Source organism: Planctomycetota bacterium, from assembly GCA_018242585.1.
In the GTDB taxonomy this organism is placed as follows: domain Bacteria; phylum Planctomycetota; class Planctomycetia; order Pirellulales; family PNKZ01; genus JAFEBQ01.
Window position 1 is genome coordinate 38,898 of sequence record JAFEBQ010000050.1, and the last position, 23,153, is coordinate 62,050.

Sequence of the window (23,153 nt, forward strand, 5' to 3'; positions counted from 1 at the left end):
ACGTCCGACTAATGTCCATAACGAACGGTAGCAGGATCATTCGCTGGCGACGCTCCAAATCTCGCCGAGCAGGTCCACCAGCGCCGGATAGAGCACGCGATTGCCGTGTCCACTCAGATGGTCGTTGTCGAAGAAGAGCGGCTTGTCGCCGTCAAAGGCGGAACATTCCTGGCCGCGACAGAGCAGGGGGAACGGATCCCAGACGCGGACTGCGGGACACGCCTGCTGGACGGCGGCGATCGATCGCATGGCCTGGGCACGATGTGTCAAGAGAAATTCCCGATCCATTACGAAGCCCGGCCGCCCGATCGGGTTCATCTGATTGAACCAGTCACTGCACCGAAACGGAGGCGCGGCAAACGTCGGCTTGGGAGCATCGATCAAGACGACCAACCCTAATGGTTGCAACTGCCGGATCAATTCAACGCCTTCTTGCACCGCGAGCTGACGTTCCGCCTCGGCCGCGGCGCTGTCCCGTTGCTTCAGGACTTCGTCCAGCGGCAGGCTGGCCCATTGCGTGCCGAATCGGAGCACGCGAAACGAGGCCAGAAAGATGACGTCCCCGGGGCGGGACCACCGACGAATGTCGGCCAAGATTCCGACCTGCCGCGATCGGTCGCTTGCCGTCTGTGAGGACACCAGCGACCCGATGCGCGCGCCGCCGAGGCCGCTCAGGTAGACATCAACCCCTTGATGGCGCCGCAACAAACTGACGACTTCCGCGTACGACTCGGCGTGTGAATCGCCGACCACGAACAGCCGCCGCCCGTTCCACGGTTTGCCTGGCTCGCCGGGGCACAACTGGCTGGCCGTGATGTCCTGGGCCGAAAGTTGCCAATCGGTTTTTGATATTTCGCGCGTCGTAATGCTTTGGGGCAAGCTGGCCGACCGATGGGCGCCGAAATAAAGTCCGCTCGCGCCGACGATCACCAACAGGCTGACGATCACCACCACCGCGTGTGCCGGAAGTTTGCCAAAGTGCGCTCGTTCGATGGTCGCAGATGAGAATTGGAACGTCTTTTCAATCAGGTGGTAAGACAGACTGCCCAGCGCGAACGACAGCAGCGTGGCCACCAACATCTGCGAGGGCGATTCAATTCCGCAGGTCCAGCGCATCAGCACGATGACGGGCCAATGCCAAAGATAAAGCGAATAGGAAATCCGGCCGACATATACGACCGCGCGGCTGCTCAAGAGCCGTGCGGGTAAGCAGTCGGTCTGGCCGGCCACGCCAATGATGTAGAGCGCCGAGCCAACAACCGGCGAGATGGCCCACGGAAACGGGAACCAGGCGGCCTGGGTCAGCGCCAATGATGCGGCAATGCAAAGCAATCCGGCCACGACGAAACCGGCGGCTTGCGACGGCGTACGCGCCAGCAGACGATTGCGGCGATGGCACAGACACACAATAGCGCCGATTGCCAATTCCCAGAATCGGCTGGGAAGCAAGTAGTACGCCCAATCCGGCCGCGCAGTTGTCTCGAACGCGGCGTAGGCCAGCGAGCCGCCGCCCAACGCGGCCAACAGCCACGCGGCGCCACGCCCCGAGCGCAGGTAGGCATACAAAATGGGCGGAAACAGAAAGTAGAACTGTTCTTCAACGGCCAACGACCAGGTGTGCGTAAAGGGGTTGAATTCGGCCGTCGGGGCGAAGTAGCCCTCGGTCTTCATGATGAGCTGAATGTTGCTGAGCCCGAAGAAAGCGTAAAAGCCGGTGTGCGCACTGGTGCCCGCCAGAAATGAGACCGGCACGAACATCCGCTTCAGCACCCCCACGACCAGCAACATCACCACCAGTGCGGGATAGATGCGGAGCAACCGTCGCGCATAGAAGCCGGTCGCAAAGTCGAGAAACCCCGCACGGGCGTCGGCTTTGAGCAACGAGCCACAGACCACGTAGCCCGAGATCACAAAGAAGACATCGACGCCGACAAACCCGCCGGGTAGCGCCGGCGCGAACAGGTGATAGACGAGCACCGCCAGAACGGCGATCGCACGCAAACCATCAATGGCCAGAATGCGGTGTTGCGTCGGATTCACGGGGGAGGCAGCCTCGACACGGTCACGCTACTGATCAGCATAGCATTCCAGTCTGGCCGTCGGCGAGGTCGGCAAGAGGGAGGAGCGACCGCAACAGTCAACGAGTCTAGCTCATGCCCGCAGCTCGAAATGTTGGAGTTGCAGGGGCAGGATTACGCCTGATATTATTGCGATTGGAGAGGTTTGCCCACCTCAATATACTCCGCAGCGCTGGGCTGACCTTGCTGATAGCTGCCGCATTGCGGTTCTTCGAAGGGCTCAACTGCAAGCGATGTTGCAATTGCCATCGTTCACGCCATACTGCCCCAAAGATTTCGTACTAACGGCGTGCCCTATTTATACCTCGCGGAGAAATGATCGTGAATGTTCGACCCTGGCTGCCGGTGCTTGGTTTGTTCCTGGTTGGTTGTAGCCGCGGCGTGCAGCACGTGGCCACGTCGCACGACGCGATCGAAGTAACCGACCAGAGCTTTCAGGCCGAGGTGCTCGATTCGTCCCAGCCAGTGCTGGTCGACTTCTGGGCGCCCTGGTGCGGGCCGTGTCGGATGATTGGGCCGGTGGTCGAGGAGTTGGCCACCGAGCACAAAGGCTCGGCCAAGGTCTGCAAGGTGAACGTCGACGAGTGTCCGGAACTGTCGAAGAAGTACGCAGTCCAATCGATTCCGCTGTTGCTGGTCTTCAAGTCGGGCGAGGTGAAAGAGCGTTTTCTCGGTGTGCAGGCGAAGGACACCTTGCAAGCCGCGCTGGAATCCGCCAAGAAGTGAGCGTACGATGCTTGGCCATCGCCACGCCGACGCGAAGCGTTTTCATCACCACACTTGCTGAACAGGGGAGCTGACATGTCGACTACTGACGCGGCGCCACAACCCAAGCGGCGGAATCCCCTGGCCACTGCGGCAATCGTCGTCGTGGGCATCGCGGCCATCGTGGCCGGCGCCATGCAGATCTATCGAGGGCTGGGTGAAATCGCTGGCGGCCTCGGCGGGAAGGCCAAACAGGCGATCGACGAATCGGACAAGCTGCTCGCCGAAGCCAAAGCGCAGACCGTGGCGGCGGCCCCCTTGTTTCAGGAGCTGATGACGGCGGTCGACGCCCAAGGGCTGGAAGCAGCGCGCCAGCAGCATCGCGAGGCTGGCCAAAAAGCAATTGCCGACTATGCCGAGGCGGCCAAGGATTTCCGCCAGGCCGCCGAAAAGGCCGATGAGGTGGCCACCGGTGAGACGAACACTCGTCTCACTAGCTTTCTTAAGAAGAAGTCGGAGAGCTATCGGCAATACGCCGAGGTTTGCGAACTGAATCGGCAACTGATCGCGGCAGTGCTCGACGAAGCGAACAAGGCACTTGAGCCCATGATGGCCAAGCTTCAGCCGCTGATTCAAAAGCGCGACGCGGTGCAAAAATCCGCCGACGCCGCCAGCGTCGAGGCCGACGAGATGGTTAAGAAGAAGTAGGTCTCGTCGTGGCAGGCTCGGCGCTCGGTTTCCGCCAACGGGGCGTCCTACACCCACTCGCGGACGGGTCGCCCTTCGTTCAATAGGATCGGCCGGCCGTCCGGCGTCATCGTGATCAGGTCCAGCGGGATGCCCAGCTTGGTGTAGATCGTCGCCGCCACGTCTTCGGTGGTGTACGGGTCGTCGACCGCGGCACCACCTTCGTCGTCGGTGCGGCCCACGATCGTGCCGCCCTCGACACCGGCGCCGGCCATCATCACAAACCCGGCCGAGGCCCAGTGGTCGCGTCCCGAGGCCGAGTTGATCTTCGGAGTGCGGCCAAAGTCGGTCAGCCAGACCACCATTGTCGAATCGAGCATGCCGCGCTCTTCCAGGTCGATCAGCAATTGCGGCAGGCCCTGGTCGACCGGCGGCATTCGAGTTTTCTTCAACGAGGTGAAGTTGTTCTGGTGTGTGTCCCAGCCCGGGTCGGTGACGGTCACGAACCGGACTCCCGATTCGATCAACCGGCGGGCCAGCAAGCAGCTTTGCCCGAACCGCGTGCGGCCATAGGCGTCGCGCAGGGTGTCCTTCTCGGAGTTCAGGTCGAACGCCCGCTTGGTTTCCGGCGCGGTGATCATGTTCAGCGCCGCTTCGTAGTGCTCGTCAAGCGCGTGATACGCGGCCGGCTGTAGATCGCTCTTGCGTTGCAAATGGTCGATCGCTTCGAGCATCGTGCGGCGGCGGGCAATGCGCCCGGCGTCGATCCCCTTGGGTGGCGTGATGTCCCGAACCGCGAAGTCCTTGGCGGCCGGATCGGCCATCAGCATGAACGGGTTGTGTTCCAGGCCCAGGTAGCCGGCAAAACCACCGTTGTTGCGGTGGTCCATTGAATCGCCCAATTGCACGTACGGGGGCAATGCGTTGCGGAAGCCTTTCTGATGGCTGACCACCGAACCATAGCAGGGGAACGTCAACGCCGGGTTGAATCGCTTGCCCGACAGAACGTAAGCGTCGGCCACGCCGTGGCTGCCGTTCATCGGGTTCCAACTGCGCAAAATCGAGAACCGCTTGAACTCCTTGGCCATCCGCGAGCAGACTTCGGTGAATTGCACGCCCGGCACGGCGGTGTCGATGGCCTTGAACTCGCCGCGGACGGCGACCGGCGCGTTGGGCTTGGGGTCGAACGTGTCGTGGTGACTGGTCCCCCCTTGGGTCCAGATCAGGATGCAGTTTAATTCCTTGGTCGATTGCCCCTGGGCGGCCAACGCTTGCTTGTGCTTCAACAGGGCGGGCAGCGACAGCCCCAGGCCCGAGAGGGCGCCCAAGCGCAGAAACTCGCGACGACGAACACCCTGGCAATCGCGCGAAACGTGGGGCAGCAAGCCAAACATGACGAGCCTCCGCAGGCAGTGATTCGGGGGGGGGCGGGAAAGATCCCGGGCAGGACGTGCAGTATAAGGCCAAATTGCCCGACCAATCAAGCGATTTGGATTGATAGCTGTCGGCAAATATCGGCTTTCTGTCGACAGATTCTTGCCTGTTTTCGCGGGGGTGTTTCGGCCCTTTGGCGGGTATTACGGGTTAGGGGGGCTAAACCAGTAAAGTTGCGCGGTTCTGCGGGTTTTAACAGCTAGCGGTGTTGAGGAAACGCAACCTATTGGTGTCTGGCGGCTTGAAGCACTGGGGGGCGTTGATAGAGTCGAATCTATAGCCCCGATGCAACGACGAGAGCACCATGGCGAGCAGCAGCGACGAGGTTTGGCGTATGTCGGAACCCCAGCCCACGAAATTCGATGAAGTCGAGCAGTTGATGCGCAACGCGCAACTGCGCGACGAGCTCGAACGATATGGCGACGAGTCGATCACCGTGCTCGACACGCGCGCCGTGCCGACTCCGGTCGAAAACGAATTCCTGGCCAGCATGCTGGCCTGGGAACGCGCGCCGGTGTTGCCGATTGCTCGCTGGTTCGAGCCGGCGTTGGCGTTGCCCGCGCCCGACACGCTGGACGACGCGCCGCTGCGCGATCTGTTGTGGAGCACGATCCACAAGCTGTTCAGCAAGCGGATTGTGTTGGACTTCACCGACCACTTATCGGATCGACAGTTGTACTGCTTGATCTTCCGCGACATTCTGCCGGCCTGCGAAAAGAAGATCGACAACACCGAAAGCTACCTGCACTGGGACTGCGCCGGCGTCGGGGACGACGTTGAGGTCTGGCTCCGCTTTTACGCCTCGGACGAAGAGCGCGAAGACTGGGCCGAACAGTTTCCCGAAGACCCGATACCCGGGCGCGAATCGCCCCCCTTCCCTCGTCGCCTGCCGCGGCGACCCCTCTGATCGCAAGATCAGGGTCGCTTCTAAACAGCACGAGTAACACGTCGATAACACAAGCCCAGGGGCCTCACCCCTGGGTTTTTTGTTTGCCACCGCTTTGCTTCCCAAGGGAGTGAAATTCCTTGGCTTCGCGGGAGTTTAGCGACGTTGGACGCTCCCTTCAGGCACCGGTTGGTCGACTTCGCTATACTTGGAGTAGATCGATCTTCTCGTCGAGCAAGGCTTGGTCGTTCGTATGGACCCGCTGATCTGGGCAATTCTGCTGCTGGTGGTTGGCCTGTTGCTGGCTGTCCTCGAGCTGTTCATTCCCTCCGGGGGCATCATCGGCGCCCTGGCGGCCGTGTCGCTGATTGGCGCGGTCTGGATGGGGTTCAAGCACGGCAATTGGACCGGTTTGGGGATGGCGACGGTGGCGCTGGTCGCGCTACCGGGGATTCTCAGCTTGGCGTTTCATGTTTGGCCCCACACCCGGATGGGGCGTCGGCTGCTGCTGGATACACCGACCGCCGAGAGGGTGCTGCCCGACAACGACTTGCGTCGGTCGCTCCGATCGCTGGTCGGCAAGGTGGGTGTGACGCAGAGCTTGATGATGCCCAGCGGCGCGGTCGAAATCGAAGGCCGCTCGGTCGACGCGGTGACCGAAGGGCTGGCCATCGAAGCAGGCCAGCCGGTGCGCGTGGTCGAGGTGCGGGGCACGCTGGTCGTGGTGCGTCCGTCGACCGATAAACCGGCGGCGCAAGACCCGCTGGCCCAATCGATTGAGTCGATCGGGCTCGATCCGTTCCAAGACCCGCTGGCCTAATTCGCCCGTTGCTTGACAAGCCTCTCGGCCCAGGCGACGATCCAAGCGGCTTTAATACACACTTTTCAGGGGCTGCCCATGCCGTCCGCCCAGCTTGCCTTGTTCGCCGCGATTTCTGCGCCGAACCTGTTCTTGATCATCGGCTTGTTCATTGCGGTGATCGTGCTGCTGATCTTCCTGGCGGTGTTTGCCAGGTATTTCCGGTTTTGGATTCAATCGGTGACGACCGGCGCCGACATTGGCATCTTGGACCTGATCGGCATGACCTTCCGCAAGGTCAATCCGACGGTCATCGTCCGCAGCAAGATCATGGCCGTGCAGGCCGGCCTGGGCGAAGACACCGGCATTACCTGCAAGGCCCTCGAGGCACACTACCTGGCCGGTGGCAACGTGCCGCTGGTGATTCGGGCCATGATCGCGGCCATGAAGGCCAAGACGATTGATCTCGATTTCAAGTTGGCGACGGCCATCGACTTGGCCGGGCGCAACGTGCTGGAAGCCGTCCAGACCAGCGTCTATCCCAAGGTGATCGACTGCCCGGGGCGTTCCTCGGGACGCGAATCGCTGGATGCGGTGGCCAAGAACGGCATTCAATTGAAGGTCCGCGCCCGGGTGACGGTTCGCGCGAATCTGAACCAGGTCATCGGCGGCGCGACCGAAGAGACGATCATCGCGCGCGTCGGCGAAGGGATTGTCAGCGCCATTGGCTCGGCCGAGACGCACGCCGACGTGTTGGCGAATCCTGATCGCATTTCCAAGGCCGTGCTGGCCCGCCGGCTCGACTCGCAAACGGCGTTCGAGATCGTCTCGATCGACATCGCCAACGTCGACGTCGGCGATAACATCGGCGCGCGCCTGCAAGCCGACCAGGCCGAAGCCGACACGCGCGTGGCTCGGGCCAGCGCCGAAGGACGCCGCGCGATGGCGGTCTCGCAAGAGCAAGAGAACATAGCAATCATCGAAGAAAGCCGGGCCAAGCTGGTCGAAGCCGAAGCGGCGGTCCCCCAGGCGATTGCCGATGCGTTCAACGATCGCAAGCTGACGATCATGGACTATTACAAGCTGCGCAACGTGCAGGCCGACACCGACATGCGGGCCGCCATCGCCGGCACCAGCCATACGCGCAATGGACAGCGGAGTCCCGCCACATGAGCATGCTGCTGGCCGGCCTGATGCCGGACCACGTGTTGCTGGCCGACGGTGACATGAAGGCGGTGATTCAGATCATCGTCTTCATTCTGATTCTGGCATTCTCCGGGATCAGCCAGTTGGTCAAATGGCTCAAGAAGCAACAGCAGCAACCGCCCGGCCCCCGTCCCGATGCCCCGGCGCAGCGCCCGGCCGGCCAGCAAGAGCTGATGAACGAGGTCGAAGAGTTCCTGCGTCGCGCTTCGCAGGGAGGAAACAAGCCCCCTGAGCCGCAACCTCAAGCCCAGCAGCGCTCGCGTCAGGAGCGTGGCAAGAAGCGCTCCGCCGCGCAAAGCGAATCTGCCAAGCAAGCTTCCCGCCGCACACAGCGCCCGGCGGCACAGCCGCGCGTGGACGTTGTGGCAGCCGAGGTGGTGGACGAGCCGCTGGCGCGCCGGCATTTGGCCCCCGGCCTGCAGGATCACATCAGCCAGCGCAACCTGGAACAGCGCCAAGGAAGCATTGCCGAGCACGAGCAACAGTTCAGCTCGAAAATCGAGTCGACGTTCCAGCACAGCGTCGGCGGGTTGTCGGCCCAGTTGGGTGACTCGACTGTCGAATCGGCCACACCCGCCGCTCCGGCCGGCCAGGAGGCGCCGGCTGACTCGCCCGCCGCCGAGATGCTGGCCTTGCTGCAAAGCCCCGCGGGCATTCGCCAGGCCGTGCTGCTGAACGAGGTTCTGCAGCGTCCTACCCAGCGCTGGTAATAACGGCCATAATCAAGCCATGTCCGCTTTGCTTGCGCCACTCGGGCGCTATAAGAACTCCGAATCTAGAGTCGCTTGACGGAGCGATCGGTAGATGAAAGTGCGCGAGTGACGTATAAGCTGGTTTCGATTGAGAATTGTAGCGAGAAGTGACTGGCATTCTGCGAAACAATACGTTTCGAAAACGGACAGATCCGCGAATCGCTGCGCTCTGGAAGGGAAGGTCGCACTATGAGTAACTTGCACGCCGGGATAAGCGAAGTTGCCATCAGGAACTTTAGGGGCATCGAGGATTTGACTCTAAAGTTTGAACAACCATCTGGCTATCCCACGCAAGTTGGCGTAATTGCTGGACCAAATGGGTCAGGTAAGACTTCCGTACTCGAGGCGTGCCTTGCAGCTGGAGCCCATCGTGATTTAGTCAAGGGACAGCTTGGCAAATCGGCTGTTCGGTTCGGGCAAGCTGACTATCAGATTGACATCACGATCCGCGTACAAAGCGAGACTTATGAGGCTAGAGCTACGGCTCAAAGTCATGGTCGGTCGGTCATCCCTTTTGCCTACTTCTCATCCTGGAGGGCTCCTCAGCTGGTGGGGTCATTGGGAATTACCGCTGGAAAGCGCGGGCGCCGACCCAAATTGAATGAACAGAACCGCTTGTGGAATATCAAACAATTCTTGATCAACGCGAGGGCGCACGAGTTCTTCCCAAAAACGACCCAACCGGTCAAATCGCGATTTGAATCGGTTGCTCACGATTTGAACCATGTGTGGAATCTCTTCTTTCCTGGCCAATCATTTGTCGTTGAACCTGTCGATGAGAGACCCGACGAGGGATTTGATGTATTTCTACTAGACCGCGGCGCACGACTGCCCATCGACGCGCTGAGTTCAGGTCAGTTGGAGATTTTTATGTTTGCGGGTGGTCTAGCTATCGAAGAATTTCAGCAAGGGATCATTCTCATCGATGAGCCGGAATTGCACCTCGATCCTCAATGGCACCGGACGTTTCTAAAGGCCCTCGCTTATCTGAAGCCAGAATGCCAGATTATTGTTGGAACGCATTCACCAGAAGTGTTCGATTCCGTCATGTCGTTCGAACGGCACTTTCTCGTCCCGGCCGAAGACCGAAGAGCCAATGCGTGGCTAAGCGGTTTCGGCAAGGGAGCATGATATGACGGCAACTGCCAAGTTCCCCGGCTTTTACACCGGCGCTATCAACCTTTGGGTCGAAGATGTCGTAACTGAAAATTACTTGCGAAAGGCATGGAACGATGATCCGGCAGTTCGCTTTTACATTGGCGGAGGAGCGGACGGCATTTTAGCTGTTCTAAAGGAGGCAGAGTCAGCCGGACTTAAAAACGTGTTTGCCTATGTCGATCGTGATTTTCGGACGTCGAATCGAGCGGATTGGAATAATCCTGCAAAGGGTCGGAAATTTGTTGCCGATGTGCATGAAGTCGAAAATCACCTTTTAGATTGCGCCGCGCTCGCTGGGTGTCGCTTAAACTCACAAGGCCGCGTGGCTGCGGATATCGATACACGGCTTAAGCAACGTGCTGGGGAATTGGCGTGGTGGATGGCTTGTCGAAGAGTAATCGCTGAAGTGAGAGAACGAACACTCCAGGGTTTTTATCACGACCCCATATGCCCTGAAGTGACTGATCAGACATCGGCCGAAAAGTATGTTCTGGCCGAACCCTGGCGAGCCCAAGTGCAAGCCTATGTGCCAACATTGACCAACCTTAATCTTCAAACGGCTCTGGCAAATCACCATGTAGACGCCACCACTTGGATCACGAATGGTCAATGGCGATCGCAGTTTTCAGGCAAAGAACTCTTCAGGCACATTCGCGGTTGGGTGTACACCAACGCGCCGGCAACAAATTCGACATCCATGTCCGATGCCGACCTAGCCAAGGCAATCGGTGAGTGGCAGTGCCAGAATGCATGCGTTCCGAGTGAGATTGCCGATCTGCTCATTGCGTTGAAGGCCAAGGCGGGAGTTCCGTAGCAGTTCCATGTCCAAGAGCACTTGCGTGATATACGACTAACATTCTTTTGGTGCCCGACGTCAACCACGCCGCACGATTCAACTTTGATCCACACACAACTCTCAATACAGAAGGATACATCGCATGGCCATTCTCAAAATTGAACCCGGCAAGACGCGACTCGGCTGGATCGGCACCGGTGTGATGGGGACCAGCATGTGCGGCCACCTGCTGGCCAAAGGCTTCGCGGTCACCGCCTATAACCGCACTCGTGAACGGGCCGACAAGGCGCTGGCCGCCGGCGCCAAGTGGGCCGACACGCCCAAAGCGGTTGCCGAACAATCGGACGTGGTGTTCACCATTGTCGGTTATCCGCGCGATGTCCGCGAAGTGACCATGGGCAAGGACGGCGCGCTGGCCGGCAGTAAGGCCGGCAACATTCTGGTCGACATGACCACCAGCGAACCGTCCCTGGCGCGTGAAATCGAAGCCGCCGCCAAGGCCAAGGGAGTGCATAGCGTCGACGCGCCGGTTTCGGGTGGCGACATCGGCGCGCGCGAAGCCCGGCTGTCGATCATGATCGGCGGCGATAAGAGTGTCGTTGACGCGCTGATGCCCTGCTTCGAAGCGATGGGCAAGACGATCGTTCACCAGGGAGGCCCTGGCGCTGGTCAACACACCAAGATGGTGAACCAGATTCTGATCGCCACCGGGATGATTGGCGTGTGCGAGGCGATGTTGTACGGCTACAAGGCTGGGCTCGACCTCGAAACGGTGCTCAAGTCGGTCGGCTCGGGGGCGGCCGGCAGTTGGTCGCTGTTGAACTATGGGCCGCGATTGCTGGCCAACAACTTTGACCCGGGCTTTTACGTCGAGCATTTCATCAAGGACATGGGCATCGCCTTGGAAGAGGCTCGGCGGATGAATCTGTCGCTGCCTGGACTCGGCCTGGCCCAGCAACTATACGTGGCACTGGCGGCCCAGGGGCACTCGCGCTGCGGTGTGCAGGCCTTGCAGTTGGCGCTGGCGAATCTGTCGGGCATCGATTGGAAGAACCGTGCCAAATAAGTTGTTGCGGCTGGCAAGCGCGATGGTCTGGTTGACGGCGGCCGTGGCGGTGGCCGCTGCGCCGGGTGAGCGACTGCCCTGGCCCGACAAAAGCGGCCCGACCTTCGACGGGCACGCGGCCGCGGAAGATTGCGCCGGCGTGCCGACCACTTGGGACGAAGCCTCGGGCAAGAACGTCGCCTGGAAGATTCCGATCGAAGGGGCTGGGCTCTCGACGCCGGTCATCGGCCACGGCAAGCTTTGGTTCACCTCGGCCACCGAAGACGGCAAGCAGCAGTACGTCTATTGCGTCGAGGCGGCCAGCGGGCGCGTGCTGCACCACAAGCTGGTGTTCGAGAATCCCGAGCCCGAGCCGTTGGGCAATCCGGTGAACACGTACGCCTCGCCGTCGTGTTACTTGGAACCTGACGCGGTGTACGTCCATTTCGGCGCGTATGGGACGGCGCGGCTCGATCCGGAAACAGCCAGCGTCGTCTGGCAGCGGCGCGACCTGCCGTGCCGTCACTTTCGCGGGCCGGGCTCGTCGCCGGTCGTGTTTCAGGATTTGCTGATCCTGACGTTCGATGGCATCGACCTGCAATACGTCGAAGCCCTCGACAAGCGCACCGGCAAGACGGTGTGGCACACGCCACGCAGCACCGACTACAAGGACTTGAACGCCGAGGGAAAGCCGAAGGCCGACGGCGATCTGCGCAAGGCGTACCACACGCCGGTCATCACCATGGTCGACGGCCAGCCGCAGCTGATTTCCATCGGATCGAAGGCCGGCTTTGGCTACGAGCCGCTGACCGGCAAAGAGATTTGGACGTTCGAGCACAGCGACATGAACGCCTCGGCGCGGCCGCTGTTTTTGCCGCACCAAGTCATCGTCAATACCGGCGGCAGCGAGCTGTATAACATTCGCCTCGACAGCACCGCGCGCGGCAATGTGTCGAAGAGTCACGTCAATTGGATGCGCAAAAAGAACAACGCCAAGCTGTCTTCGCCGGTGGTGGTAAAGGGCCGGATTTACTACGTGACCGACAAGGGGGTGGTGTTCTGCGTCGATGCCGCCAAGGGGGAGGAACTGTGGGCCAAGCGGCTGGGCGGACAGTTCGTGGCGTCGCCGGTCGTGATTGGCGACTTGATCTACTTCTGCGACGAGGTCGGGACCAGCTACGTGATCCGCGCCGGCACCGAGTATCAGGAAGTGGCGCAAGGCCTGCTAAGCGACGGCATGCGGGCATCGCCGGCGGTGGCCAACGGCGCGCTGTACATGCGCACCTTTAATTCGCTCTACAAGATTGCCGCCAAGTAACGCTAGCTGGGCACACACGCCGCGGGCGACACGCGACCGGCGGAAACTTTGTGCGGCCCAGGCAAATCAAGGTTGCCCAATCGCGCGCGGCGCGGCTAGATTCTGGGCTGCGCCGGGCGTATTCGTTGGCTCGGTTTCATTCGTTGACTCGCACCGAGGCAGGCTTATGTTGCGATACACACCACTGGTCATTGCCGCGCTCGTCACGTTCAGCGCCAGCGCGCCGGTCGTCCACGCCGATCCCGAGCAGACGGTCCTTTCGGCCGATCAGGTGTTGCAGGAGGTGATGGCCATTCCGGCCAAGCAGATTCCCGAGTCGCTAATCACGCAGGCTCAGGGGATCGTGATTGTGCCCGACGTGTTGAAGATCGGCTTTGTGGCCGGCGTGCGGCGCGGACAGGGAGTAGTGATGGTGAAGGACAAGGACGGCGAGTGGACCTTGCCGCAGTTCATCACCCTGACCGGTGGCAGCGTCGGTTGGCAAGCGGGCGTACAAGGTTCGGATGTGATTCTGGTGTTCATGACTCAAAAGAGCGTCGAAGGGCTGCTGCGCGGCAAGGTGACAATCGGCGCCGACGCGGCCGCCTCGGCCGGTCCCGTGGGGCGCAACGCGGCCGCCGCCACCGACGCGCGCTTGAAAGCCGAGATTCTTTCCTACTCGCGTAGCCGCGGGTTGTTCGCTGGCCTGGCGATTGACGGCTCGGTGATTGAAGTCGATCAGACCAGTCCGCTGGCTTATTACGGCGCTGGGGCTGGGCAGATACCACTGCACGTTCCTCAGTCGGCGGCCAAGCTGCGCCAGGATCTGACCGCCATCACCCACGGCGTGGCCCACGCACCGGCCGCGCCGGGTGCCGTATCTGGGAGCGCGCCGCCGACTCGGTTGATGGTCCTACGCCAGTCATTACGGACCAATGCGGGACAGTTGACGCCGCTGGTCGATCCCAGTTGGCAGCAATACCTGGCGCTGCCACGCGAGGTGTTTGAAGGAGACGTCGCGCCGAGCCTTGATAGCCTGAAGGCGGTGCAGGATCGGTACGCGTCCGTGGCCACACGGCCCGAGTACAAAGCGTTGGCTGAGCGCCCCGAGTTCCAGGCGACGTACGAGACCCTACGCGAGTTTACCCAGGAAGTCACCGCCGCCACGCGAGCCCGGCTGGCCTTGCCACCACCACCGGCGCCGTAAGGCGAGTCGTGCGTTTCAACCCTCGCCCCTTGCGGGAGAGGGTGGCGAGCGCAACTCGCCGGGTGAGGGGTGAGAAGCGTGCGCGACGCTCAGCTTGTCAGCAGTGGAGAGTGGACCCTCATCCGGCCTTCGGCCACCTTCTCCCCGGGGGAGAAGGGTCGAGGCGCACTCGCCCGAGGGGTCATTCCGCTGAATCCTTCGGCGGTTCGGGCGGGGGTTCTTGCGCGCGGCGCTGGGCGGCCTCGAACGCGCCGGTCAGCGAGTGGAGCAAGCCGGGAACGTGCTGCGCGCTCATGCAAATCCGACAACTGACCGCCGAGCGCGGAAAAAAGTTGGTGATGAAGTCGAACCAGAACTCGGTCGCCGTGTGCCCGATCATCACCGCGTTGGCATACACGCCGCTCAGCATTTCATCAGGCAGCTTCAAGTCGGCGTAAACGTCGTCGATCGTGACCCGATTCTCGGTGGCGTGCGGCTTGCCATGAGGCTGCGAGCCGACGATCCCGGCGGCGCCCGGCGGCGGTTGGCTGACGACCGGCAGCGGAGCAGGGGGACCGAAGCGGCTGGTGTACATGCCCAGGTTTTCGCGCAAGGCGCCGATTACCTGGCCGAACACGGGCGGCGAGATGATCACGCGGGCCGCCACGATGTGCGGCTTGCCCAGCCGTGTCAGAAAGTCGATCACGAACTCGGTCGGCGCCTGAAACACGATCACTTCGGTGGCCAGAATCCAATGACTGGCTTGTGTGGGAATCCGCGCGCTGACCGGCGCCATTTCATATTTCTGTGGATCGCTGGGGTCACCCGGACCTGCCGGTTCGCCGTGGTTGGTCATGTGCGGTCCAGTTGACTGCTCAAAGGTGCTGGAAGACGAGTATCGATCGACCGTTATCATCAGCCCCGGTCAACAAGTCGTCAAGTTGAGCGCGGCGCGATAAGATCGTTCTCGCCACCCCCAATTGCCATTCACGAGCGCAGAGCGCCAAAGGATCCGAGATGAATTACGCCGAGCGTTCGTTTCTGGTCACTGGTGGCGCGGCTGGCCTGGGGCGTGCCTGCGTCGAGCGGCTGGTCTCGCTGGGCGCGCGCGTGGTGATTGCCGATCGGAACGCCGCCGAGGGCCAGGCGCTCGCCGCTCAACTCGGCGCGCTGGCCGAGTTCATCGCCACCGACGTGACCTCGACCGGCGACATCGAGCGCGCCGTGGCGTTGGCCCAGCAGCCGCAGCGTCCCTTGTTCGGCGTGGTGCAATGCGCCGGCATTTTGACCGGCGCGCGGGTCGTGGGGCGCGACGGGCCGCACGACCTGGCGATGTTCGAGCGCGTGATCGCCGTGAACCTGACCGGCACGTTTAACGTGTTGCGGCTGGCCGCGGCCGCCATGTCGAAGAACACGCCCGACGAACACGGCCAGCGCGGCGTCGTGGTGAACACGGCCAGCATCTCGGCCTACGAAGGACAGATCGGCCAGGCGGCCTATGCGGCGTCGAAGGGGGGCGTGGCGTCGATGACCATGCCCGCGGCACGCGAACTGGCGAGGTTCGGCATTCGCGTGGTGGCGATTGCGCCAGGGGTGTTCGAGACGCCGATGATGGCCGCGGCCGCCTCCGAGATTCGCCAATCGCTGTTGGCTGGCGCGACGTTTCCAGCACGGTTTGGGCTGCCCGGCGAGTTTGCCCAATTCGTCCAGCAGGCCATCGAAAACCCCATGCTCAATGGCGCGGTGCTACGCTTGGACGGGGCCATGCACATGGCCCCCAAATGATTCCATGCGTCAGATTGCCATTACAGCCGTTAGGCTCGGCCTGATTCGTCGTTGCATCTTAAAAAACCGACGTGCCGCCGCCGCGGAATGATTGCGGCCGCGCGTCGGCGATCCTTACAATGGGGGGCTCAGTCCTCAATCGGCATTGGGCAGTCCGATGGCAATGACGGCCGAACAACTTGGGCAAGCGATCGTCGACGCGAGCATTATGCCCGCCGACGAGATCAAGGCCTTCTGGTCTTCGCTGCCGGCGGGGAGCCGGCCCAAGACGGGTGAAGAACTCGCGCGGTTGCTCGTCGAAAAGCAACTCTTCACCGAGTTCCAAATCAAGCAAATGTTGGCCGGCCGCGCCCAGGGGCTGGTGTTGAACCAGTACCTGCTGATCGACAAGATCGGCGCCGGCGGGATGGGGCAGGTGTTCAAGGCCCGACATCGCAAGATGAAGCGGCTGGTGGCAATCAAGCTCCTACCCCCTCAGATGGTCAAGGACAAGGACGCCATCCGGCGCTTCCAGCGCGAGGTCGAAGCGGCCGCGCGGTTGTCGCACCCGAACATCGTCGCGGCGCTTGATGCCGACGAGTGCAAGGGGTTGCACTATCTGGCCATGGAATACGTCGACGGCAAGGACTTGTCGGCCAATGTCAAAGAGCGCGGGCCGTTGCCGGTTGACGAGGCGTTGAACTACATCGCGCAAGCGGCCCGCGGGCTGGCGTTCGCCCACGGCGAAGGGGTGGTCCATCGAGACATCAAGCCGGCCAACTTGTTGCTCGACAAAAAGGGTGTCGTCAAGATTCTCGACATGGGGTTGGCCCGGCTCGAGGACGCCAATGCCGCCGACCAGCAATTGACGAACACCGGCGCGGTGATGGGGACCGTCGACTACATGGCCCCCGAGCAGGCGACCGACACCCGCCACGCCGACGCCCGCAGCGACATTTACAGCCTGGGTTGTTCGCTGTATCGCATCTTGACGGCTGAAAGCGCGTTCGAAGGAGACACGGTCGTCAAGAAGATTCTGGCGCACATGAACGCGCCCATTCCCTCGCTCGTGGCCAAGCGCCCCGACGTGTCGGCCGAGGTCGATCGGGTCTTTCAGAAGATGATGGCCAAGCGCCCCGAGGACCGCTACCAGACGGCCGATCAACTGGTTACCGAACTCGACGCCGCCCGAGGGGTTTCGTCAACGGCCACGATGGTCACTTCGGCCAGCACGACCAGCGACCCCCAGTTGAGTCAGTTTCTCAGCTCGTTCAAGCCCGAGGGGGGCAGCTCGCCGAGCCTCGGTGGTGCGGGCAAGGTCGTCGACTTCGCGGACAGCGCGACGGCGGCGTTCGGTAATCAGCAACTGAAGAGCTTGATGGGGAATACGCTTTCCACGTCGCGGGCCGAGTTGGAAACCGACCCCAAAAGTCAGGTTCAATTCCCCAAGGGTCTGCCTGGCGCCAAACCGGCCGGCGGCAAGTCGCCTCCCGGGAAGAACCCGTTGGTGCTCGTCGGCGCTGGCGGGGCTGGGTTTGTGCTGGTGGCGCTGGGACTGTGGTTGGTGTTCCGCGATTCGGGCGGCAAGGAAGTCGCTCGCGTCGAGGCCCAGCCGGGAGTGAAAGTGCAGACGGCGCCGGGTACCACGGTCGAGGTGCAATCTCCATCGGCCGACCCCGACGGCGCCTTCAAGATCGGCGATTCTGACCGCGCAGTCGCCGAGTGGATTTGCGCCAATCAAGGATTGGCTGGCATCGAAGTCGGCACTGGTCGCGCGATGCGCAACGTCGACGCCAAAGACGCGGGCAAGCTGCCTGTCGAAAACTTTGCTTTGGTGACCGTGAGATTCCCAGCGGGCAAGAAGCCGCCAGCGGAAATCATTCAACAGCTTCCGGGCTGCAAGCGCCTGTCGAACCTGGTGCTCAACAAGACCTTACTCACCGACACTGATTTGTCGCCGCTGTCCAAGCTGCCGCAACTCAGCTGGCTCGATCTGGCCTATAACGACATCACCGCCACGGCGCTACTGGTGCTGCGTAATCAACGCAGCCTGAAATTACTGTTTCTCAACTCGACCCAGATTGCTCCCCAATCGGCCGTGGCGTTCGCCTTGAGCCAACCGGCGCTCGAACACTTGGACGCTAATTGGGACGATGCCACGCGCGCTGCATTTGTTCCCCCCCCGACCCTCACGAGTCTGGGCATGCCAGGCATCGATGACCAGATTGCCGCGCGAATGGGTACCTGGGCCCAACTCAATAACTTGTCGATCCCTTCCAGCGGCAAATTGACCGAAGCAGGTTTCGTCAACATTTGCCGGTTAACTAAGCTGGACCGCTTGAGGATCGACAGTACCAACGCCGCCGACTCATGGTTGCTCCATTTACAAAAGTTGCCGCAGCTCGAACGTCTAGAGGTTGGGAATACCAAGGTCACAATCGCTGGACTGGAAAAACTCGCCTCGTTGCCGAAGCTTCGTTTCGTCAGCCTCACAGGCTCCAAGCTGAGTGCCGACAACCTCGCATCGCTCAGAAAAGCGTTACCCAAGTGCATCATCGATTACGACGGCCGCACTTTTGGACCGTCAATCGGAGGGACGGACGTTTCGAGCGGCTCGTCAGCGACCATTGCGTCGGCTTCCTCGCCGTACGCCCCTTGGCCGTACGATCTCCAGGACGGCAGGCAGTATGCGTGGAGTGCGCCCGAGAATCTCGGGCCAAATATCAACACCAACAATGAAGATATTCTGTGGGGAGTCAGCGAAGACGAGCGGACTCTTTACTTCGTCAATGCTCGAAGCACCTTGCAGGTGAGTCGCCGCGCCAGTCCAAGCGAGCCTTGGCCCAAGCCGACATCACTTCCTGTTATGCCAGGATTTGAGTATGTGGGCATCGTCAGCTACGACGGCCAGGAAGCGATGAGCGTCAAAGATAAGGATCTGTGGCAGTGTCATTGGGACGCGAAACAGCAGGCGTTTATCAACCCCACGCCGCTGCCGGCGCCGGTCAATCTCCCGGGTCACGGGACCAAGCACCCTGCGCTATCGCCTGACGGATTGACGCTGTTGTGCACTTCCGCTCGCCCGGGTAGTCAATCGGGGGACGTGTGGATGTTTTCGCGTTCGGCGTTGGACAAGCCGTTCGCGACCGCCGGGCGTTGGGGCGAGCCGATCAGTTCGCCCGATTGGGACATGCCTTATTACGTGTCGAACGATCGCTGCTTTGTGATTGTCTCGCGGCAGTACGACGCGGCAGGTCGCTCGATTCGCGATACGTCGTATTTCACCCGTGCCAAAGCTCCCGATCCGTTTGGCCCTGGCCAATCGATTGGCATTCCAATGGGCGGGGGAGAGCGGGATCCGAGCAACGGCGCGTTCAAGCTCGCTGACCAGGGTCGCGCGGTGTATTTCCACTCGCAAGCGGTCCCTGGGGGGCGGGGCTACGACATCTGGGTCAGCCGCCGCGTGCCCGTAGCCAGCCAATCGGATTCGAGTGTGGCCTTTCTCGATGACTTGAACGAGGTCTTCTATCAAGGGGGCCATCGCATACTGGGCAAGCGCGGCCACGAAGACAGCAACCAGCCGTTTACCTTCCGCGGCGTGCAACCGGCCCATGCGCTGGTGACGCATCCCCGCGACGACAGCACCGCCAAGGTGCTCTATCAACTAAATGGCCAATACCAATCATTTGAAACCAAGGTCGGATTTGCCGACAAGACCGCGAAAGGGGACGGCTTCAAGGGAACATTGACCTTCCGAGTGCTGGGGGACGGCAAGGAACTGTGGAAGTCTCCCGGGCTGCGCGGAGCGACCGACGAGGCGACGTGCGCGGTCGCGGTGCCCGGAGTGCGCGAGTTACAGCTTGAAATCAGGTGCGACGGGCCGTGTGATCGGGGCTATGGCGTCTGGCTCGACCCGCGGCTGGCGCGGACCATTGCCGCGCCGTCTTCGGCGGGAGTTGTCTACCTGGATGACCTGGCCGAGGTGGAAAGCAAGTCCTTCTGGGGACCGCTTCTGAAGCACGGCCTGGCTCCCCCCAGCCTTCGCGAAGGAGCTGGGATCCCCACCACCTGGCAGGGCAAACCGCTTGTTCACTCTTTGGCCATTCATCCCGCCGGCGGCCAACCAGCGCTGGTTCGCTATCGTTTGGATGGCAAGTACGAGACCTTCGAAGGGATCGTGGGGATTGCCGAGACTGCGGCCACGCCCCCGGCTTCGCCGGTCGAGTTTCGCGTCATCGGAGACGGACGCGAGTTGTATAAGGTCGCCTCGGGAAAAGAGCTCGGCCAGGCGGGCCGATTCTCCTTTTCGGTTCGCGGCGTCAACGAACTGCGCTTGGAAGCGGCCTGCCTGGGCTCGAGCAATGGCAATTGTCACGCCATGTGGATCAACCCGCGGCTGACGCCGGCATTGGGGGCTACGCCAAACGCGACGAGCGATCGTGCTCTCGATCGCAAGGCGGCCCAGTGGTTGCTCGATCACCAGTTTGGCTGCCTGCTGATGGTCCGCGACAAGAAGGTGGTGGTCAAGCCGGGCACACCTCTGCCCGCCGAAGCGTTCGTATTCAGCAGCATCGATACTTACGCGACGGCATCGATTCCGCGCGATGAACTGGTTCCCTTCCTCAGCGAATTTCGCCAGTTGACCGGTGTCGTTTTCAGTTACTTGCCCCAAAAAGATTGTGACCTGTGGGCCGAGACGTTTGCCGCCATGCCGGGCATTGCCGCCGTCAATGCCGCCAGTTGTGCCGAGTTGACGGACGCCGGCGTGGCTCACCTGGCCCGCTTGCCCAAGCTGGGCTATCTCAACCTGGGAGGTTGTTCAAAGGTCACTCGAGTCGGCCTGGCGGCGCTGGAAAAATGTACTTCGCTCAACACCATCGAGTTGGAACCACAGGGGTTCGCGGACGGCAAGTACTCGCTCGCCGACGTGCAACGGCTGCAAGACGCCTTGCCGAAAACGCGCGTGGTCTTCACCCGCATTCAACCGATCCCCGGTCTCAAGCCGGCCAGCCAGAGCGCCGCCGAAAAGCCGAAGGCCGGCGGCGTTTGGAACACGCCCGCGTTCCAGAAGTGGCTGACCGAGACGCAAAAGCTGCCGGCCGAAAAACAGCTTGAAGCCGTCAGCAAGAAGCTGGTGGAGTTGAACCCCGGCTTCGACGGCAAGGTCACCCACAAGACCCATCAAGCGGCGGTGACCGAGTTTACTTTCTATTCCGACCGCGTGACGGACCTTTCGCCGGTGCGAGTGTTTTCGAAGCTGACCACGCTGGGCTGCGGTGGTAGCCGTGACGACGCGGGACAGCTCGTTGATTTGTCTCCTCTGCAAGGGATGAGCCTGACTTCGCTGTTATGCGGAGGAACGCGGGTGGCGGACTTGACGCCGCTCAAGGGAATGCCGCTGGTCAGCCTGCGCGCCTATGCCACGTTGATCGCCGATCTGACGCCGTTGGCGGGAATGCCGCTCCGGGATATTAACATTGGCGGCACGCGAGTCGCCGACCTCTCGCCGCTTGCGGGAGATACGATTCAGGCAGTCAGCTTCGGCTACACGGCGATTGTAGATCTGACCCCGTTGCAACGCTGCCCGAATCTGAAAAACGTCAGTGCGGAGCACACGAAGCTCACCGCCGCCAACGTCGCGGCCCTACAAAAAGCATTGCCCAATTGCCAGATTCAATGGGACGGCGCGAGCAACGCCACGGCCAGCAAGCCTGGGGAGGCCGCCGTATTCCAAAAGTGGGTCGAGGAGACGAAGAAGCTGCCGGTCGACAAGCAAATCGAAGCCGTCAGTAAAAAGATGATGGAGCTGAACCCTGGCTTCGACGGCCAACTGCGCGGGCGCGACGGCAAGGTACCGCCGACCATGGAAAACGGCGTGGTCACCTTGGTTCATTGCTGGCCCGAAAAGGTCACTGATCTCTCCCCGCTGCAAGCCTTCGCCGGATTGAAGGATATCAACCTGGGGGGCGGAGGAACGCACGGCCGCGGCAAGGTGAGCGATCTATCGCCGCTGGTGGGCTTGCGATTGATTTCGGTCAGCATCTACGTGACGATGGTCAAAGACCTGACGCCGCTGGCGGGAATGCGGATCACTTATCTGAACGCTGGCGATACGCCGATCACCGATTTGCGCCCGTTGGCGGAATTGCCGCTCCGGCAGTTGTTCCTGCCCAATACCAAGGTTGCCGATCTGTCACCGTTGGCAGGAGTGCCGCTGAGTATCTTGAACTGCGCGGGAACACTGGTGGCCGACCTGACGCCGCTGGAAAGGTGCCCTGAGCTGACCTCGCTGAACGTCAAGGGAACCAAGGTCACCGCGGCCGGTGTGGCCAAGCTGCAGAAGGCGCTTCCCAAGTGTCACATCGACTGGGATGACCCGGCCGCCAAGCAGTGACCCGAGCGCTCTGGGCGCCTCAGGTCGTCCGCGGTTGCCGCGCGGCGTAAGCCCGGGCCTGGGCCACGAAATCCAGGCCCACCTCCTGGCCGAGCGCTTCGCGCAGCCGCAGCGTGATTGGCCCCGCGTGGCCGTCCCCGATTTGGCGCCCGTCGAACGATCGGGCGTGCAGCACTCCGATCGACGTTGACGTGATCAGCAACTCGTCGGCCCCTCGGGCGTCGTCGACCGTCAGGTTCATTTCGCGCCGCGCGATGCCCAGCCGCGTGGCGATGCTGGCGATCACGCCGCGCGTCACTCCGGCCAGCACGTTCTTCGGCAAAGGAGAACAGAGCACCCCGTCGCGGACCAGGAACAGATTGGCGTTGGTCGTTTCGGTCAAGTGCCCGTCGGGATCGACCAGCGCTGGCACGGCGCCCGGCTTGATGGCGGCCGCTTGCTGCAGCGCCACCTGGAACGCGGCCCGGCTTCGCGTCTTGATCGAACAGTCCCACAGCGACGACGGCAGCGCCCGTTGCGCCGGCACGACCAGATCGATGCCCGAGTCGTACGCCGGCGCCAGGGTAGCCATCTTGTCGACCAGCGGCACGCAACTAATCAGCACGGTCGGCCGCCGCTGCTCGGCCGGGAACATCATCTCGAAGCCCGCCGCCGGCCCACGGGAGACGTTGTGGATGATGTTCCAGTCGACGTCGTCCGCCTCGGTCGGCAGATTGCGCCGCAAGGTTTCGAGCGTCGCCGCTTCCAACTGCTCGAGCGACAAGCCGGGATCGATCCGCAGCACTTGTAATGAGTGAGCCAGCCGTTGCAGGTGATCGCCAAGGTGGAACGGCCGCTGGTGGAAAGTCCGCGTGACGTCGAACGCCATGTCCCCCATCACCAGGGCCGAGTCGTAAATCGACAGCCGGGCCTCGCGCTCGGGTACCCAAACCCCGTTGAAGTAGACGACTCGTTCAGCCATGCCCG

At 61.8% G+C, this 23,153-nt stretch carries 17 protein-coding genes; 13 read left to right on the plus strand and 4 right to left on the minus strand.

Translation table 11 applies throughout. From position 1 onward, the window contains the following. Positions 1 to 36 precede the first annotated feature (36 nt). A complete protein-coding gene (locus JSS27_21045) occupies positions 37 to 2,040 on the minus strand; it encodes an acyltransferase (protein ID MBS0211436.1) in 2,004 nt (667 codons plus the stop codon). Between the two features lie 353 nt (positions 2,041 to 2,393). Here JSS27_21045 and trxA point away from each other — a divergent pair, with 353 nt between their 5' ends. Beyond that, a complete protein-coding gene (trxA, locus tag JSS27_21050) occupies positions 2,394 to 2,804 on the plus strand; it encodes a thioredoxin (GenBank protein MBS0211437.1) in 411 nt (136 codons plus the stop codon). Between the two features lie 75 nt (positions 2,805 to 2,879). Further along, entirely contained in the window at positions 2,880 to 3,491 is a 612-nt protein-coding gene (locus JSS27_21055; protein MBS0211438.1) for a hypothetical protein, read from the plus strand. Positions 3,492 to 3,538: 47 nt separating this feature from the next. Here JSS27_21055 and JSS27_21060 read toward each other — a convergent pair whose 3' ends face one another. After that, positions 3,539 to 4,864 (minus strand): DUF1501 domain-containing protein, encoded by a 1,326-nt coding sequence (locus tag JSS27_21060; protein MBS0211439.1) that lies wholly within the window; start codon positions 4,862 to 4,864, stop codon positions 3,539 to 3,541. A gap of 374 nt (positions 4,865 to 5,238) precedes the next feature. On the opposite strand from JSS27_21060, the gene JSS27_21065 reads away from it, so the two are divergent. From JSS27_21065 to JSS27_21105, 9 genes are all read left to right on the plus strand, one after another. Beyond that, the gene (locus JSS27_21065) at positions 5,239 to 5,811 is read left to right on the plus strand and encodes a hypothetical protein (protein ID MBS0211440.1); all 573 of its coding nucleotides are present in this window, start codon (positions 5,239 to 5,241) and stop codon (positions 5,809 to 5,811) included. 232 nt (positions 5,812 to 6,043) lie between these two features. Then, positions 6,044 to 6,610, plus strand: coding sequence for an NfeD family protein (locus tag JSS27_21070; protein MBS0211441.1), 567 nt, complete (start codon positions 6,044 to 6,046; stop codon positions 6,608 to 6,610). Positions 6,611 to 6,688: 78 nt separating this feature from the next. Next, complete coding sequence (gene floA, locus JSS27_21075) at positions 6,689 to 7,762, plus strand: flotillin-like protein FloA (GenBank protein MBS0211442.1); 1,074 nt, start codon at positions 6,689 to 6,691, stop codon at positions 7,760 to 7,762. Next, positions 7,759 to 8,505 carry a hypothetical protein gene (locus JSS27_21080; GenBank protein MBS0211443.1) on the plus strand — a complete coding sequence of 249 codons (747 nt, stop codon included), beginning with the start codon at positions 7,759 to 7,761 and terminating at the stop codon, positions 8,503 to 8,505. The genes floA and JSS27_21080 overlap by 4 nt, the downstream gene beginning before the upstream one ends. 231 nt (positions 8,506 to 8,736) lie before the next feature. Continuing rightward, on the plus strand, positions 8,737 to 9,678 hold the full coding sequence (locus tag JSS27_21085; protein MBS0211444.1) for an AAA family ATPase: 942 nt from the start codon (positions 8,737 to 8,739) through the stop codon (positions 9,676 to 9,678). 1 nt (position 9,679) lies between these two features. Then, positions 9,680 to 10,519: a hypothetical protein gene (locus tag JSS27_21090; GenBank protein ID MBS0211445.1), complete on the plus strand. Its 840-nt coding sequence runs from the start codon at positions 9,680 to 9,682 to the stop codon at positions 10,517 to 10,519. 124 nt (positions 10,520 to 10,643) lie between these two features. Continuing rightward, complete coding sequence (locus tag JSS27_21095) at positions 10,644 to 11,567, plus strand: NAD(P)-dependent oxidoreductase (GenBank protein MBS0211446.1); 924 nt, start codon at positions 10,644 to 10,646, stop codon at positions 11,565 to 11,567. After that, the gene (locus JSS27_21100; protein MBS0211447.1) at positions 11,557 to 12,864 is read left to right on the plus strand and encodes a PQQ-binding-like beta-propeller repeat protein; all 1,308 of its coding nucleotides are present in this window, start codon (positions 11,557 to 11,559) and stop codon (positions 12,862 to 12,864) included. Before JSS27_21095 ends, JSS27_21100 begins: the two co-directional genes overlap by 11 nt. Positions 12,865 to 13,030: 166 nt before the next feature. Next, a complete protein-coding gene (locus JSS27_21105; protein MBS0211448.1) occupies positions 13,031 to 14,050 on the plus strand; it encodes a lipid-binding SYLF domain-containing protein in 1,020 nt (339 codons plus the stop codon). A 181-nt stretch (positions 14,051 to 14,231) separates the two neighbouring features. Here JSS27_21105 and JSS27_21110 read toward each other — a convergent pair whose 3' ends face one another. After that, positions 14,232 to 14,885: a DUF3467 domain-containing protein gene (locus tag JSS27_21110; protein MBS0211449.1), complete on the minus strand. Its 654-nt coding sequence runs from the start codon at positions 14,883 to 14,885 to the stop codon at positions 14,232 to 14,234. Positions 14,886 to 15,046: 161 nt separating this feature from the next. Here JSS27_21110 and JSS27_21115 point away from each other — a divergent pair, with 161 nt between their 5' ends. Continuing rightward, positions 15,047 to 15,814 (plus strand): SDR family NAD(P)-dependent oxidoreductase, encoded by a 768-nt coding sequence (locus tag JSS27_21115; protein MBS0211450.1) that lies wholly within the window; start codon positions 15,047 to 15,049, stop codon positions 15,812 to 15,814. 157 nt (positions 15,815 to 15,971) lie between these two features. Beyond that, entirely contained in the window at positions 15,972 to 22,187 is a 6,216-nt protein-coding gene (locus JSS27_21120; protein ID MBS0211451.1) for an NPCBM/NEW2 domain-containing protein, read from the plus strand. Positions 22,188 to 22,206: 19 nt separating this feature from the next. Here JSS27_21120 and JSS27_21125 read toward each other — a convergent pair whose 3' ends face one another. Next, positions 22,207 to 23,148, minus strand: a complete 942-nt coding sequence (locus JSS27_21125; GenBank protein ID MBS0211452.1) for an aminotransferase class IV — start codon at positions 23,146 to 23,148, stop codon at positions 22,207 to 22,209. Positions 23,149 to 23,153: the final 5 nt, after the last annotated feature.